The sequence below is a fragment of the Streptomyces fuscichromogenes genome (assembly GCF_014645815.1).
Taxonomy (GTDB): Bacteria; Actinomycetota; Actinomycetes; order Streptomycetales; family Streptomycetaceae; genus Streptomyces; species Streptomyces fuscichromogenes.
On the sequence record NZ_BMML01000005.1, the window covers coordinates 453,480 to 469,797 of the forward strand.

The 16,318-nt window shown below is 71.6% G+C and carries 11 protein-coding genes; 5 read left to right on the forward strand and 6 right to left on the reverse strand.

Features of this window, described 5'->3' with window-relative positions; genetic code table 11:
- Positions 1–7: 7 nt before the first annotated feature.
- Positions 8–1,036 carry a zinc-dependent alcohol dehydrogenase gene (locus tag IEZ11_RS13870; protein WP_189262993.1) on the reverse strand — a complete coding sequence of 343 codons (1,029 nt, stop codon included), beginning with the start codon at positions 1,034–1,036 and terminating at the stop codon, positions 8–10.
- Positions 1,029–1,469: a tautomerase family protein gene (locus IEZ11_RS13875; RefSeq protein WP_189262994.1), complete on the reverse strand. Its 441-nt coding sequence runs from the start codon at positions 1,467–1,469 to the stop codon at positions 1,029–1,031. Before IEZ11_RS13875 ends, IEZ11_RS13870 begins: the two co-directional genes overlap by 8 nt.
- Before the next feature lie 123 nt (positions 1,470–1,592).
- Here IEZ11_RS13875 and IEZ11_RS13880 point away from each other — a divergent pair, with 123 nt between their 5' ends.
- Both IEZ11_RS13880 and IEZ11_RS13885 read left to right on the forward strand, forming a co-directional pair.
- Positions 1,593–2,195 (forward strand): TetR/AcrR family transcriptional regulator, encoded by a 603-nt coding sequence (locus IEZ11_RS13880; protein WP_229713000.1) that lies wholly within the window; start codon positions 1,593–1,595, stop codon positions 2,193–2,195.
- A gap of 251 nt (positions 2,196–2,446) precedes the next feature.
- Positions 2,447–3,613, forward strand: a complete 1,167-nt coding sequence (locus tag IEZ11_RS13885) for a hypothetical protein (protein ID WP_229713001.1) — start codon at positions 2,447–2,449, stop codon at positions 3,611–3,613.
- A gap of 777 nt (positions 3,614–4,390) precedes the next feature.
- Here IEZ11_RS13885 and IEZ11_RS13890 read toward each other — a convergent pair.
- Positions 4,391–6,820, reverse strand: coding sequence for a tetratricopeptide repeat protein (locus IEZ11_RS13890; RefSeq protein WP_189262997.1), 2,430 nt, complete (start codon positions 6,818–6,820; stop codon positions 4,391–4,393).
- 267 nt (positions 6,821–7,087) lie between these two features.
- Here IEZ11_RS13890 and IEZ11_RS13895 point away from each other — a divergent pair, with 267 nt between their 5' ends.
- Positions 7,088–10,192, forward strand: coding sequence for an AfsR/SARP family transcriptional regulator (locus tag IEZ11_RS13895; RefSeq protein ID WP_189262998.1), 3,105 nt, complete (start codon positions 7,088–7,090; stop codon positions 10,190–10,192).
- Positions 10,193–10,735: 543 nt separating this feature from the next.
- Positions 10,736–11,140 (forward strand): hypothetical protein, encoded by a 405-nt coding sequence (locus IEZ11_RS13900; RefSeq protein WP_189262999.1) that lies wholly within the window; start codon positions 10,736–10,738, stop codon positions 11,138–11,140.
- Between the two features lie 36 nt (positions 11,141–11,176).
- Here the strand turns inward: IEZ11_RS13900 and IEZ11_RS13905 are convergent, their stop codons facing one another.
- Entirely contained in the window at positions 11,177–11,689 is a 513-nt protein-coding gene (locus IEZ11_RS13905; RefSeq protein ID WP_189263000.1) for a TetR/AcrR family transcriptional regulator, read from the reverse strand.
- A 405-nt stretch (positions 11,690–12,094) separates the two neighbouring features.
- On the opposite strand from IEZ11_RS13905, the gene IEZ11_RS13910 reads away from it, so the two are divergent.
- Positions 12,095–13,141, forward strand: coding sequence for an aldo/keto reductase (locus tag IEZ11_RS13910; protein ID WP_189263001.1), 1,047 nt, complete (start codon positions 12,095–12,097; stop codon positions 13,139–13,141).
- 104 nt (positions 13,142–13,245) lie between these two features.
- On the opposite strand, the gene IEZ11_RS13915 is transcribed toward IEZ11_RS13910, so the two are convergent.
- On the reverse strand, positions 13,246–14,160 hold the full coding sequence (locus IEZ11_RS13915) for a peptidoglycan-binding protein (protein ID WP_189263002.1): 915 nt from the start codon (positions 14,158–14,160) through the stop codon (positions 13,246–13,248).
- 97 nt (positions 14,161–14,257) lie between these two features.
- On the reverse strand, positions 14,258–16,210 hold the full coding sequence (locus IEZ11_RS13920) for an ATP-binding protein (protein WP_189263003.1): 1,953 nt from the start codon (positions 16,208–16,210) through the stop codon (positions 14,258–14,260).
- Positions 16,211–16,318 lie beyond the last annotated feature (108 nt).

Sequence of the window (16,318 nt, forward strand, 5' to 3'; positions counted from 1 at the left end):
GCCTCGGTCACGACATCGCGGCGGCCCCCTCGCCCCGGACGAAGACCGGCTTGAGGTGCTTCTCCGGCAGGGCCTCGGGGAGCTGTTCCCAGTCGAGGACATGGGAGACGACCCGGCCCGGGTCGACCGTGCCGGAGCCGGCCAGGGCGAGGGCGTCGGGGATGTGGGCGCGGACGTTGTCGCGGGCGATGCGGAGGGTGACGCCCGTGAGGTACATGTCGAGGAGGGGGAGTTCGCCGGGGCGGAAGTGGTTGCCGGCGGACTCGCAGACGCCCTCCGGGGCGAGGGACCTGACCGCGAGCGCCAACTGGTCGACCCGGCCGGTCGCCTCCACCGCGATGTCGAAGCCGTGGTGGATCGGCGGGTCGAGGGTCTCGGCCGTGACGGCGCCGAAGCCCCGGGCGATCTCCCGGTGCCCGGGGTCGGGGTCGACGTGGAGGACGGTGGACGCGCCCAGCGCGCGGGCGATGTCGGCGACGTACAGCCCGATGCTGCCGCGGGCCACCACCAGGACCCGGGCACCCGGCCGGCTCCTCAGGTGCGGGGCCACCAGGCGCCACGACAGCGACCAGTTGTCGCTCGCCGAGGCCATGGCCACCGGATCGAGCCCGGCGGGGAGCGGTACGAGCATGGCGTCGGCGTACGGGACCCGGACCAGGTCGGAGAAGAGACCGCCCCAGGTACCGCCGATCGGGGCGCCGTACATCGCCATGTGCGGGACGGCCGTGCAGTGCGCGGTGCGGCCGGCCCGGCAGTGCCCGCAGCCGCCGCAGCTGACGGACCAGGGGACGACCACCAGGTCGCCGGGGCGTACGACGGTCACCGCGTCGCCGGTCGACACCACCCTGGCCACGCACTCGTGCCCGAGCGCGAACGGCGGGTCGATGAAGCTGTGTCCCGCCAGGATCGCGGTGTCCACATCGCACGAGGTCGCCGCGACGGGGGCCACGATCGCCTCGCCGTCGCCGCGCAGCTTCGGGTCCGGGGCCTCGCGCCACTCGACGGTGTTGCGGGCGACGTAGGTCAGTTCACGCATCGGCTCGCGCACCCTCCGCCAGTGCCGCCAGGTCGGCGTACCGGACGACCGAGCCGCCCGCGCCCCAGGTGCCGTCCGGCTGCTCGTGCACCAGGACCCACACGCGCAGGGCGTCGGCCGGGTCGGCCGCGGTGAGGCCGGCCGCCGTCAGCACGGTCCGGGTGGCGTCCTGGACCAGCCCGGCCCGGCGCCGCTCGGACAACGCGCCCGCGGGAACCGTGACCTCCACCAGGAAGCGGGGCGCGTCGTCCTCGGCGGTGGTCTGGGCGCCGTCCGGCAGCTCGACGAGGTGACTCCACGCCTGGGCACGGAAGAAGGGCGTGTCGGGTGCGCCCTCCCAGCGCAGCAGTACGGCGGCCAGGTCCCGCCGGACGGTCCTGCGGCCCTCGTCGGTCAGCGAGCCGGACGGGGCGGTGAGCCGGATCAGGGGCATGGGTCTCCTCCATGACGAAGCGCGGATGCCGACGACCGCGGCGGTTATGACGGTCGTTATAGAGCGAGGCCATGCTAGACTATGACGATCGTTATAACCAGTGGGTCCGGAGGGAGCGGAAGCGTGGGCAAGTCCGGTGGGCCGTCGCGGGATCGCATCGTGGCCGGAGCGGCCGACCTGATCAGCCGGCGCGGCCTGAACGCCACAAGCATCCGTGAGCTGGCCAGACACGCCGACGCGCCGCTCGGTTCGACGTACCACTACTTCCCCGACGGCAAGCAGCAGCTCGCGACGGAGGCGGTGCGGTACGCCGGCGCGTCGGTGGAACGGCTGCTGCGCAAGGAGCTGGCGGCGGGTCCGGCGGCCGGGCTGCGCGCGTTCCTCGGGCTGTGGCGCGGGATCGTCGTGGCGAGCGACTTCCGGGCCGGGTGTCCCGTCCTGGCCGTCGCGGTCGAGGAGCCGCCTCCGGGCGAGGAGATCCCGCGCGCGCTCACCGCGGCGGCCGAGGCGTTCGAGGGCTGGGAGGACCTGCTCGCCGCCTCCCTGCGGGAGCACGGCGCCGACCCCGCCCGCGCCGCCGACCTCGCGACCCTTGTCGTGGCCTCGGCGGAGGGCGCGATCGCCATGTGCCGCGCCCGGCGCGACATCGCCCCGCTGGACCGGGTGTCCCGCCACCTCGAAGCCCTGATCGCCACGGCACTCGACGGGCCGCCGACCGAGGGCTGACCTGCTGTCAGTCCCCTTCGCACGGCTGCCGGAGCGGAGCGGTCACCGGGACGCCGTTGCCCGGCACTCCGGGGCGGGCAAGGGTGCTGCAAGAACCGTGCAAGGAAAGCACCGTGGGCACCGGGAATCGCCTCGTCAACCGCTGTATGCAGCGATGAGCGATGGGGGATCGCGTGTCTGTCCGTACTACGCAACCGGCATTGATCGAACAAGGGCACTGGCTCACGGTCAGGGACTGCGCAAGAGTCCTGGTGGTCGTGCACACCGTGACGTTCGCCCAGCGACTGCGCGAGGTCTTCGGCCTGCTGGAGACCGACCTGCGCGTCCAGCTGGTCTTCACGATCGCACCGCACGCCTTCGGAGCCGGGGTCGCCCGCTTCCTGGAGGGACTGGGCATCACCACGGTGCCCTGGGAAGAGGCCCTGCGGGCTGAGTTCGACCTCGCACTGGCCGCCGGTTCCCGCGGCGTGCACCAGCTGCGGGCCCCGGTCGTACGCATCTCGCACGGAGCAGGGCAGATCAAGCTGCTCACCGATGTCACCTCGCTGGCAGCGGGAGAGCGGCGGTCGCCCGGGATGCTGAGTCGGCAACACCTTCTACATCAGGGGAGGTTGGTCCCGGCAGCGATCGTCTACGCCCATCACCGGGACCTCGTGGAACTCGAACGGTCCTGCCCGGAGGCGCTGCCGGTGGCCCATGTCGTGGGTGATCCCTGTGCCGACCGGATCGTGGCCGGTCGGCCACGGCGCGAGCACTACCGCCGGGCGCTCGGTATCGAGGACGGCCAGCGGCTCGTGGTCGTCACGTCCACCTGGGGTCCCACGTCGACGTTCGGACGGCTCGACGCCCTGCTTCCCCAGTTGCTGAGCCAGCTCCCGGGTGACGGCTACCGCCTGGCTCTGCTGGTCCATCCGAACGTGTTCGCCGGACACGGCACCCGGCAGGTGCACGCCTGGCTGTCCTGCTGCCAGGACCGGGGGGTAGCGGTCGTACCCCCCGAGGCCGACTGGCAGGCGCTGCTGATCGCGGCCGACTGGATCCTGGGCGATCACGGCTCGCTCTCCGCGTACGGCACGCTCACGGATGCGGCCGTCCTCCTGACCGCCGGAGCACGGCGCGAGGTGTCGGCCTCCTCACCGGCGGCGCTGCTGTCCGCCGTCGCGCCCGTGCTCGTGCCCGGGTACCCGCTGGCCGAGCAACTGGACTACGCGGCAGGGCTGCACCGCCCGGGGCGGTACGACGAGGTGGCCGCGTCGCTGTCGTCGGCGCCGGGCGAGTTCCACGCCCGGATGCGTTCGCTCGTCTACCGTCTGCTCGGGCTCGGAGAACCGGCCCGGCCGGTGTCCGTCGCTCCGCCCGCGACTCCGCCGTCGCTGACCCGTTGGGAGAGGTTCGCGAGTCGTGGAGCGGCCCTGTGACCGGCGGACCGCCCGCACGTCCGCTCGCTCTGCGGTGTCGGGAGCTCCGCCCGGAACCGGACGCCGGGCGGGCCACGGTGTGTTTCGAGCTGCCGGGGAGCGGTGCCGCCGCACCGGGTGCGGTGTCCCGAGGGTGCCGTGCCGTCGGGTGTGATGCCGCTGGGCGTGACGGCGTGGGTGCCGCGTGTTCGGATGTGATGGCCATGGGCGACATGGTCTTCGGAGGCTGCTTCGACGGCCGGCCCGTCCGGATGATGTGGCGGACCGGGGCGGCAGCCGGATCGGTCGTGATTCGGTGCGACCCACCGGACGCACCGGCTCCGGAGCTGTTCCGGCGGGTTCCGGGCGACGGGCGTCGGCCTCGGTGGGACGGGCCCCTGGTTTCGTGCGACACGCATCTGTGGGTGGCCGCGGACGCCACACGGCGGACGGAGCTGCGGGAACACGCCGACGTGCTCGTGGCCCGGATGCCGGTGCCGCTCTCGGCGGCCGGGCGGCGGGTGCGGGCACTGCTGGCGGCGTATCCCGGTTGTCTCGTCGCAGCGGTACCGGATGTCGGCAGGGGGTGTGTCGCTGGAGTGCGTGACCGTACGGGGGCGGTGGGTTGCCTGCGGGCGACGGTGCGGGGCCCGGCCGCCGCTTTGGTTCACCCACAACCGGTCGCCTCGGTGCTGCATGCGTGGGTGGCGTCCGGTGCATCGTGCCGCTCGCTGCGGTCGCTCGCACTGGTGCTCCGCCGTTGACCCGAGGTCCGCGAGCCGGCCGGTCGTGGCGGCGTCATGCCTGCCGCAACCGGCCGGCCACCCGCTCGGCGTCCGTGGGGTTCAGCCTGCGGAAGAGAGCGAGGGCGGCCTCGTAGCGCCGGACCGACTCCGTCCGGTCGCCGCGCGACTCGGCGGCCCGGCCGAGCCATTCCAGGCAACGTGCCTCCCAGTGCTCGGACCGGGCGTCACCCGTCCGGAAGCGTGTCAGCGCGGTCCGCAGCCGCTCTTCACCGCCCTCCTGGTCACCGAGGCGGTCCAGCACATGGCCGAGCAGCGCCAGGACCCGGGTCGCCTCGTACGTCTCGCCCAACGCGTCCAGTTCGGCGGCGGCCCGGCGCAACTGCTCGGCGGCCGCGGCCGGGTCGCCGCCCGCCAGTGCGGTCTCGCCCAGCCGCCGCCGGGTGAGCGCGGCCCCGCGCCGGTAGCCGACCGACTCCCTGAGACGCAGGGCTTCCGTGAAGTGATCGCGTGCTTCGTCGATGCGGTGGGTGAGCAGGGCGATGTGCCCGAGCCCGCTCAGTGCCTGTGCCTGCTGCCGTGGGTCCCGGTCCTCGGTGGCCGACTCCAGGGCCTGCCGGTACCAGTCGGACGCCTCCGGATAGCGGCCGGCGTTGCGCAGGCCGATCGCTCCGGAGGTGAGCATGCGGCCCTCGCCCGGCCGTGAACCGCTGCGGCGGGCGGCCTCCAGCCCGAGGCGGTGTGCCTCGACCCACATCTCGGTCGGCCGCAGCCGCAGGAACAGCGGCCACATCCGATCGGTCAAGGTCCAGCAGGCGGTGTGCCAGCCGGCCCGGGCCGCGTGCCGTACCGCGCCCATCAGGCCGTTGCGGTGCGTGTCGAGCCAGGCGAGGGCGGCCTCGGGGCCGTCGAGCGGGGTCGCTTGGGCGGTGCCGGCCGGGAGGTCGTGGCCCGGCAGCCGATGGCTGGGGGTGAGGACGGCCTCCGCGATGGCCGTGGTGGCCAGGCACCAGTCGACGAAACCGCGCAGGGTGCGCTCGCGGCGGCCGGGATCCTCCAGTTCCTCGCCGAGCCGGCGGGCGTGCGGCCGGACGAGGTCGTGAAAGCGATAGGTGCCCGGTCCGGTCTCCTCCAAGAGGTTCGCCTCCAGCAGGCCGTGCACGGCGAGGTCGGCCGCGAGCTCCGCTCTGTCGTCCGGGTGCCCCGCTTCCTCGCCCGCGAGGGAGCTCAGCATCGACAGGTCGTGCCGGTCCGTCGGCAGGAGCCCCATGCGCCGGTACAGCGCACCGCTCTCGCCCGGCAGGACGTCGTACGACAGGTCGAGCGCGGTGCGCATGACTGCCTCTCCGTCGGCGTGCAGCGTGTCCACGGCGCCGGGGCCCTGGGACAGGCTGTCGGCCAGCGCGGAGACGGACCGGTGGGGATGGATGGCGAGCTGGGCCGATGCCAGGGCCACGGTCAGCGGCAGCCGGCCGCACAGCCGGACGACTTCGCGGGCGGCGTCGGGCTCGTGTGTCACGCGGGTTCCGCCGCCGACGGCCAGCAGGGCGACGGCCGACTCGGTGGGCAGGCCGTCGAGCCGGTGGACGAAGGCCCCGTCGACCTGCAGCCCCGTCAGATTGTTCCGGCTGGTCACCACGGTGAGTCCGCCCGGTGTGCCGAGCAGCAGGGGACGTACCTGGGCGGCGGTGAACGCGCTGTCCAGAAGGACGGCCAGACGCAGGTCGGCGGTCATCGAACGCCACAGTGCGCTCCGCGGCGCGAGCCCGGCGGGTACCTCGGTTGCGCCGAGCGCGACCAGGAAGGCCTCCAGGACGACGGCGGGGGAGACGGGCCCGCGGTCCCCCTCGGCGGACGGTTCGGTCAGGTCGGCGTAGAGCTGGCCGTCGGGGAAGCTGTCCGCGTGCGTGTGCAGCCAGTGGGTGGCCAGGGCGGTCTTTCCGGCACCGGCGAGTCCACTGATGACCAGGACCTGGGGTGCGTGCGTGGGCCGTCCGGCGTGCAGCGCGTCCAGGATGCGGCGGTCTGCGTGCCGGTCGATGAACCGGGCCGGTGCCGGGGGAAGCTGACGAGGCACCGGGAGCCGGGGGGCGGGAGGGCCGGTGTGCGGATGGAAGTGGATGCCGCCGTGGATGTCACGGGCCTGCACGGTGGGCCCGTGGAGCACGGCATGACCGGCCACGGTATTGGCGGTCCCGGTGCGGGGCGTGGGGGGATGGCGATGCGTCCACTCCATCAGCGCATGCCGTGTCGCGGGGTCGCGTGCGGCCAACTCGGCCAGTCGTACAGCCAGTTCGCTCCACGCCGCGGACGCACCGGCGGGTGGCGGCCAGAGCCCGGCCACCGAGCGGTCCGCGCGGGCGGCGGTGTCCATCAGCAGGGCCAGATCGCGCCACGCAGGAGACTCCGTGTCGGTGCCATTCGCGATCAGGGCGGACAGCAGCAGATCCGCGCCGTACGGTTCGTCCGCGGAGGAAGCTCGCACGTGCGCCAACTCCTTTCACCGTCCAGGAGTGACTCCCCGTTTCGAACAAGATGTGAACTACAGCGTCTGTTTATCGGTCAATTTTGAACGCGCAGCGCTCCTTTACGGTCCATCCCGCAAAGGCCATGTCACTCTCGAATGCTCGGCACAGCGCGAGGCGCACCCTCGGTGCATCTCTCGGCACACGGTTCTCTGCTCTCGGCACGATGCTCGCTCATCGCTTGCTCATGCTCGGCCACAAAGGACCGAACGGCGGGGAGGACGCTGGTGGAGTTCGAAATCCGGCTCCTGGGATCTGTCGAAGTACGGGCTGCGGGCCGCCGCAGTGATCTCGGCTCGACGAAAACGAGGCTCACGCTCGCCGCGCTGGCCGCGGACGCGGCCCGTACCGTCAGCGTGGACACCCTCATTCACCGTGTCTGGGACGACCATCCCCCCGGTAAGGCCAGGGAGGCGCTCTACACGCACATCTCCCGGATCCGCTCCGCTCTGCGGATCGCCGGAGGCGACGCACCCGCGATCGTCAGCCGCACCAACTCCTATGTCCTGGAGGCCGACCCGGACCGGGTGGACCTGCGCCGCTACACAAGCAGCGTCGACCAGGCCTGTTCCCTCCGGGACGGCGGGGACGCGGAAGCAGCGCTGCGCCTGCTGGACGAGGCCGACGCGCTGTGGCACGGCGAACCCCTGGCCGGGATCGGCGGCTCCTGGCCCGAGCATCTGCGGGCGGCCGCCGACGAGACCGCCCTCACGGCCGCGATGACCAGGGCCGGGATCCTGCTCGGCGCCGGGAGGTTCGCTGCCGCCGTTCCTGTGCTGCTGCCCCTGGCCGAGGCACATCCCGTGGACGAGGCACTCGCCGAACGACTGGCCGTCGCCCTGTACGGCAGCAACCGCACGGCCGAGGCGACCCGGCTCCTCCAGCGCACCCGTCAGCGCGTCGTCCGCGACAGCGGCCTCGACGCCGGCCGCGGACTGCACCGCGTCCACCAGGGCATCCTGGCGGGAACCCCGGCGGCGGTCCTGCTCGGCGAGGACGCCGGCATGGGCAGGAAGCGCCCTGCCCGGTCGGCCCGGCAGGTTCCGGACAATCTGCCCCGTGACGTCCCCTGGACCGGACGGGTGGCCGAACTGCGTCGGCTCACCGCGGCGCTTCGTGAGGGCCGCGGATCGTCGGACGTGGTCACCGTGGAGGCGATCCACGGAATGGGGGGCGCCGGCAAGAGCGCGCTGGCCATCCATCTGGCACACCGATTACGCGACGACTTCCCGGCCGGGGTGATCTTCCTGCACCTGGGCGGACGCGCTGCCGACCGTACGCCGCCGACCCCGACCCGGGCGCTGCGCGAACTGCTGCGCCTGCTCGGCCTGGATGCCAAACAACTCCCCTACGACCTGGACGAATTGGTCGCGCTGTGGCGCTCGCTCGCGCGTGACCGGCGCATGCTGGTGCTTCTCGACGACGCGACATCCTCCGCACAGATCGGCCCACTGCTCCCGGGTGCCTCGCCGACAGCGGTCCTGGTGACCAGTCGACGCCGGTTGCCCGGGCTGCCCGGCGTACGGCCGGTGTCCCTCGACGTACTGCCTCCTGAGGACGCGGCGGCTCTCTTCATCCAACGTCTCGGAGCGCGCCGCGGAGCGGAAGCGGCAGAGGATCTGCTGGAAGTAGTCCGTTTCTGCGGTCATCTGCCCCTGGCCATCGAGATCGCCGCCGCCAGGCTACTGGCCCGCCCCTCCTGGACCGTTTCGGACCTGCTGCGTCAACTGCGGGGCGGGGGTGGCCTGCTGTCCCAACTCCGCGACACGGAGCGGACGCTGGAGCACGTGTTCGAGTGGTCGTATCAGGAGCTGAGTGCCGATCAACAGTTGGCGTTCCGTCGCATCAGCCTGCATGTCGGGGTGGAATTCGGCGCTCCGGCGGTAGCGGCCCTCACCGGATTCCCGGCAGGGAAGGCCGAGCGCGTCCTTGAGGAACTCCTGGCCCACAGCCTTGTCTCCGAGCTCGTGCCGCATCGTTTCACGATGCACGACCTGCTGCGGGACTACGCCCGAACCCTGGTGGAGTCCGGTGATTTCGAATCGGAAGGCGATGTCCGACAGGCCGTGCGACGACTGGTGGATCATTACGTTCGCACGGCGGACCAGGCCGACCGGCTGGCTTATCCCTTCCGCTCGCGCATGAATGCCGACGCCCCGGATCCGGCCATTCCGGCTGGTCCGGAAATCGCCGACGCACACGCGGCCGAACAGTGGCTGATCGCTGAGTCCGCCAATCTTCTAGACATTCTCAACTGGCTTGTAAACCACGGCACGGAAAGTCAACTCGCCGTGTGTGTCCATGTGCTGGCGGGGTTCCTGGACATGGAGGGACACCTCGCCGCGGCGGAACCGCTGCTACGGCGAGCCGTCGCGTACTGGAGCGCGGCGGGTGACGACGCAGGCCGAGCACGGGCCCTCCTCGACCTCTGCGCCGTACACACCCACGGCTCACGCTACGGCGAGGCCATCGCGGTGGCCCACGAGGCACTGGACATCGCACGCTCCCTCGCCGACCGGGAACTGGAGATCGAGTGCATTCACCAGCTTTCCATCGCGCTGTGGCAGACGGGTGAGTACACCTTGGTCCGTTCGCTCCAGAAAGAATCCCTACGTTTCCTGCTGCAAACAAATGATCTGCTTCGCATCGGGCGCAGTCGGAACATGCTGGGGATAGTTCATCTGCATATGGCGGAGAATGATAAGGCTCTGGATCATTTCACCGCGGCGCTCGCTGATTTCGCAAAAATCGGGGACGAGCGGGGCAGGTACAGTGCATTGAACAATCTTGCCGAGTACTGGCGAAAAAACGGAAACCCCGAAGCCGCCGAGCGTGCTTATCGAGAAGCTGTCATCATCTCCGAAGGGCTGGGAAACAGAAGGGACAAGGCCACCCTTCACATGAATTTGGCTTCCGTTCTGGACGAGCTCGGGAAGACCGAAGAGGCTCTCGTGCTCTACGGCCGGGTTCTGCCCGTGCTGCGAGGCGTCGGCGACCGGCGGGGAGAGGCGATCGCGCTGCACAGGATCGGGCGGGCGTACCGCACGGCAGGTCGTGCCGAGGAGGCCCTCCGTCAGCATGTTGCCGCGCTGGAGTTGACGCGGCTCATCCAGGCGGCCGGGGAAGAGGTCGACGTTCTCTACGACTTGGCCCTGGCTGAGCGGGATCTCGGCCGAACGGCGCAGGCGTTCGCGCATTTGGAGCAGAGTCTGGGCGTCAGCAGACGTATCGGGGCTCTGGTCGAGGAGGCGCGTGCCGCAGGTGCGCTGACCGAATGGGGGCGGGAACGGCGCGGCGACCGGGATGCGTCAATACGGTCCGACCCTCGCTGAAATGTTACTCGTCGGGTAGTCAAGGTCGTGTCGGCGGGATGTCGACCGAGTGCTGATGGATCTACGCGCATATGTGTGCGCGGGGTCCCCCCTGAGGAGCTAACCTACCCCTCATGAGGCTTCGTCCCCGAGTTGGGGACGGAGCTCCGTCTTGTCTGCACGCTCTAGTTCTCGTCGGCTCTTCATGAAAAGCGCGAGGTAAAGTAAGACGTGAAAGAAAAGATCACCAGGACCGCCCGCAAGGCAGTAGTGTCGGTAATGGCAGTGTCGGCAATAACCCTCACGTGTATTGCTTATGCAATCACGATCCATTCCGGCCTGCTCGCTACCGGAGCGTAAACAATCCGGCGTCCGGTCCCTGTCGCATCCTCGCACCCTCGCGGCCCGTACCGGACACCGACACCCCCGGCACCTGGCCGACGGCGATCGCTCGGCCGACGCAGGCCGGTCGGCCCCTCCCTGAAGAACCGGCGGCTCTGGGACGATGGCACTCAGAGCCGTTCGGCTCCGGTGGGCTCCGTTGCGCGACTGGGGGGTACTGCGGTGGATCCGATCTCGGCGAGTCTGCTCGTGGCCGTGGCGACCGGTGCGGCCGGCGAGGCCGGGCGCCAACTGTGGGACTCACTGTGCCGGTTGGTACGAAGGAACCCGGCTCGGGACGCTCCCGGAGGCCTGGGCCCGGAGGTCGGCGAACTGGAACTCGCCTCCTTGTCCGAGGCGCCCCATGACCTGGTGCGAGCACGGGTGCTCGGTGAGGCGCTCGGTCGCCGTGCCGCGAACGACCCCGCTTTTCGAACCGAGTTGGCGCAGTGGCACCAGCAGGCACAGGTGGTGCGCACCGGCGACGGGGACACCGCCAACACCGTGAGCGGCGGAACCCAGAACGCCCCCGTCCTCCAGGGCCGTGACTTCTCCGGAATCACCTTCAACGAACCCGGCCGGAACTAGCTCCCGCCTGCACGCTCCGGTTCCTGCCTCGGCCCGTCACCGCAATCCCGCGATCAGGAACCCGACCAGGCGCCGGGCGTCGTAGCCGGGGTCGTGCTCCGCGCCGATGCAGAGGTTGCCGACGCCGCGCATCAGCTCGTACGCCGTCGGGCGGGCATGGATCTCGCCGGCCTCGGAGGCCGCGTCGAGGAGCCGGGTGCAGACGGGGACGAGGCGGTCCAGGAAATAGGTGTGCAGGGTGTCGAAGCCCGCCTGGTCGGAGTGCAGGGCGGCGGCGAGGCCGTGCTTGGTGGTCAGGAAGTCCACGAAGAGGTCGATCCACTCGCGCAGCGCGTCGTACGGGGTCGGGGCGCTGGTCGACAGGGCCGGGCCGGCCTCGGCGCAGGCCTCCACCTGGTGCCGGTAGACCGCGATGATCAGGTCGGCGCGGGTGGGGAAGTGCCGGTAGATCGTCGCGGTGCCGACGCCTGCCCGGGCCGCGATGTCGCGCACCGGCGCCTCCACGCCCGACGCGACGAACGCCGCCGCGGCCGCCTCCAGCAACGTCATCTCATTGCGCCGGGCATCGGCCCGCCGAGGCCGGGCGGTCTGCCTGTCGTCCGCGGGCGGGGCGGCTTGTCCGCCGTCCGTGGGGCGGGCGGCCGGTCCGTCATCCGTGGGGCGGGCCGTGGTCGTGGCTGCGGCCGCCTGGTTCTTGACCGCAGGCCGGGACCTGGGTCGGGACCCGGGCCGGGGGCCGGCCTGCCGCTCCTCATCCTTCATCGTCGTGATCCTTCATCGTCGCGCTCTCTCGTCGTTGCGCTCTCTCCGGCCGTCACCCTATCGGGGCGTTGCGAAACGGGACAGTGTTCCGTATGGTCGAAGACGTGAAGCGGGACATGGTCCCGCTTCTCCTGCTCGGCCTTCCGGCCCTGTCACGTTCTTGCTACTTCCGCCATGTGAGGAGACTCAGTCATGCAGTACCGCACCTTGGGCCGTACCGGTGTACAGGTAAGTGCGCTCGGGCTCGGCGCGATGAACTTCGGCGCGATCGGGCGGACCACCCAGGAGGAGGCGACCGCGATCGTCGACGCCGCCCTGGACGCCGGGATCAACCTGATCGACACCGCCGACATGTACGGGCAGGGCGAGTCGGAGGAGATGGTCGGCAAGGCCATCGCCGGCCGTCGCGACGACATCGTGCTGGCCACGAAGGCCGGCATGCCGATGGGGGAGGAGCGCAACCACAAGGGCGGTTCGCGCCGGTGGCTGGTCACCGCGCTGGAGGACAGTCTGCGGCGGCTCGGCGTCGACCACGTCGACCTCTATCAGGTACATCGCTGGGACCCGGCCACGAGCGACGAGGAGACCCTGTCGGCGCTGACCGATCTGCAACGCGCGGGGAAGATCCGCCACTTCGGCTCCTCGACCTACCCGGCGTACCGGATCGTGCAGGCCCAGTGGGCCGCCCGCGAGCACCGCCTGAGCCGGTACGTCACCGAACAGCCCAGCTACTCCCTGCTCCAGCGGGGCGTCGAATCCCATGTCCTGCCCGTGACCGAGGAGTACGGGATGGGCGTGCTGGTGTGGAGCCCGCTGTCCTCCGGCTGGCTCTCCGGCGCCGTGCGCAGGGGCCGGGACATCACCACCAGCCGCGCCGAGACGCTGCCCGACCGCTTCGACCTCACCGTGCCGGCCAACCAGGCCCGGCTCGACGCCGTGGAGCGGCTGGCGGCCGTCGCCGACGGGGCCGGGCTGACCCTGATCCAGCTCGCCCTCGGCTTCGTGACCGCGCACCCCGGTGTCACCAGCGCCCTCATAGGGCCCCGCACCCCGGACCACCTGAGCTCTCAGCTGGCCGCCGCCGACACCGTGCTCTCCGCCGACGTGCTGGACGCGATCGACGCGATCGTCGCCCCCGGCACCGACCTGGCCGCCCACGAGAAGTACGACACTCCGCCCGCCCTTCTCGACCCGGCCCTGCGCCGCCGTGGCCCGGGTGCTCAGGGCAGGTCGGTCTAGTCCCGGCCCCGGTCAACCTCTTTCGCCGAAGCGTGTGATCGCCGCCAGGGTCGTCCACCCGTGAAGGCCCGGGGCGGCGCCGGCCCGGGCCTTCGCCGGAGACGTCAGGAGAAGAGGAGGCGCCAGGTCAGCGGGCCGGGGGTGCCGTCGGCGTCGCCGCGGAGTTCCTTGCGGGACTTCTGGAAGTCCCGCACGTTCAGCCGGTCGGCGTCGCCCCAGGTCCGGCTCGGGCCGACCTTGTAGTGATCGCCGAAGCCGCGCTTGACCAGCTGCGTGCCGAGCTTGAGGACGTAGGAGCTGGAGGCCCCGGTCACGAAGTACTTGCGGCCGGGGAAGGCGGGGATCTTCGGCTTGGTGGTGGTCTTCGGCTCCGGGGCGTCGTCCACGTCCAGGTCGGCCTTCGCGTACTTGACGATCCGGGCGAAGTCGATGGCACCGGGGTCGCCGTGGACGTTCTCGGGGACGTGCGTGTGCCCGCACACACCCCTGAAGTCCGTCCACTGCGCGCCCGTCATCCGCTGACCCGAGCCGTCGCCGTACGACGCGGGGTAGGCGGGCCAGGACTTCGGGCCGGACAGCGCGACGCCGTGCTGCTCGTGCATCCAGGCCAGGAAGTCGGCGACCCCCTTCAGGGCCCAGTCCGGCGCGTCCGGCCAGTAGACGTGGGCGTGGCCGGCGGACGTCCACTGGGCATGGGTCTTCGGGTCGCAGGTGCCGGTCAGTTCGACCTGGCACACGTTCATGGTGTTGGTCTCGACACCGCCCTTCAGATTGACCAGCGCCCGGGAGGAGGTCTCTATGTCGAAGTGCTGGTACCACTTCAGCTTCCTGGCGGCGAGGTCGGGCACCGCCGTCAGGTTGGGGGCGGTCGCCCCGCCGTCGTAGGTGGGCAGGGTGTAGCCCTCCGTGGTGTGCAGGACGACGACGTTGACCTCCATCGGGTCGCCGCCGAAGTCGTCCTGGTACCAGTTGGCGCGGCTGGCGCCCGGGTAGCGCTGGGGTCCCGTCTTCGTGCTCATCACGACTCCTGAGGTGAATGTGTTGCCGGGGATCTGCTGATCCGCCGGAGAGAGGAGAGCTGTGGAGGGGGCAGGAGTGGCAGGGGGAGTGCCCCGGTCAGGGAGGCGTCGGTGCCGTCGGGCCGGCCGCCCGGCGGTGCCGGTCGAGGCGGGCGGGGTCGTAGTCGTCGCGGCCCGCGAGCGTGCGGGCGAGGGCGGCGTGCCGAAGCTGCCGGGCCGACGGGGTCTGGGTGCTCAGCACCACGTCGCGGGGCAGCTCGGGCAGCCGGTAGCGGCCGGTGCCGGGCGTGCCGGGATCGGCGTCCCAGACCAGGATCCGGGCGGTCACCGCGGCGTCGATCAGGTGCAGGAGCTCGTCCGGGGCGACGCCCTGGACCGAGGCGAGCAGGTCGAGGTCGAGCCGGTCGCCGTCGGCGGCCGCATAGGTGAGCATGGTCCGCGCCGGTTCGGGGAGCCCGACCAGGCGGGCGTGGACGATGTTGCGGACGGCGGCCGGTACCTGGGCCTCCGGTCCGATGCGCCGGACGGACGGGAGCTTGAGCAACTCGGCCAGGGCGAACGGGTGTCCCTCGGCGCGCCGGTGCAACGCGACCGCCGCCCCGGGCGGGGCCTCCTCACCGAGCGCCGTGAGCATGGCGGCCACGTCGCCGGCGGTCAGCGGCTCCAGGGTCAGCCAGGCCGCGCCGAGCAGGGCCAGTTCGGCGAGCAGTGTGCTGGACACGGGGGCGTCCGGGTTGCGCAGGGTGCACACGAACAGGACCGGGGCTTCCCGCAGCACCTGGGCGAGCCGCCGCAGCAGACGGTGGAAGCCCTGCGGCGCCCGGTCGAGGTCGTCGACGACGACGAGCGTGGGAGCCCGGGTGAGTTCGCGGACGACCGTGGCGAGGGGGTCCTTCTGCGCGACCTCGTCCTCGGCGGAGTCCTTGCCGTCCTGCCGCAGCGCGTCCAGGAGCTGGACGGTGGGACAGGTCTGGACGATCCCGCGGTTGCCGCTGAGCGCCTGACCGGCCCGGGTGCGGGCGACGGTGAAACCGGCGGCCTCGGCACGGGCGGCGGCCTCCTCCACCAGCCGGGTCTTGCCCGCCCCCTGCTCGCCGCCGATCACCGCCCAGCGGGGGCGGTTCGCGGTCGCCTCCGACAGCAGGGCGGTCAGCTGCGCCATCTGTTCGCCGCGGCCCACGAAGGGCGCGGCGGTGGCGGCCGGTCGCGGGTGGACGCAGGCGGCGGTGAATTCGGGCCCCGGGGGCGGGGACTGCGGCCCGGCGGCGCCGAGGGCGACGACGTCGTGCCGCAGGATCGCGGTGTGCAGGTCCTGTAGCCGGGGGCTGGGGTCCAGTCCGAGTTCCGTGGCGAGCATGTCGCGGAACCGCTCGTACCGTTTCAGCGCCTCGACCGGCCGTCCGGCCGTGTAGAGGGCGCGCATCAGCAGTGCCCAGGAGGTCTCCCGGAGCGGGGCCTTGAGGACGAGGCTCTCGGCGACGTCGATCGCCTGCTCGGTCTCGCCCTGCTGGACGAGGAGCGCGGCCCGCAGCTCCCTGGCGTCGTGGAGGGCGCCGTCGAGCCGGGTGCGCTCGCGGATCGCGAAGGCGTGTTCGCCGGCCTCGGCCAGGACCTCGCCGCGCCACAGCCCGAGCGCCGTGTCGATCTCCTGCCGGGCGAAGGAGAGCTGACGGTTCCTCATCGCCTCGCGGGCCCGGCCCACCCCGTCCTCGAAGAGGGCGGTGTCCCGGGCCTCGCGGGGCACCTTGAGGGCATACCCGGCGGTGCCGCTGACCAGCATGGCGGACCTGCCCTGCCGTACCGGGTCCAGGACCGAGCGCAGCCTGCTGATGTGGGCACGCACCGAGGACGCGGCGCCGGTCGGCCGGTCCGTCGGCCACAGGTCGCGCAGGATCGTGTCCTGCGAGACCGGCCGGCCGTCCTCGACCAGCAGCCGCAGAAGCAGCAACCGGCGCTGCCGGGGCCCCAGGTCGAGGGGCACGCGGTCCCGATGGACTTCCACGGGGCCGAGCACGCCGAACCGCATCTCCTGTCCTGTCCGGGGGTTCATCGGGTGGCTCTCCTGGCGGTACGGGGTGCGAAGCGCTTCGCCGGACGCTGCCTCGGGGCACGGGGGGCCCGCAGATGCGTCACCGCTTCGTGTGACGGTTCGGCGAGG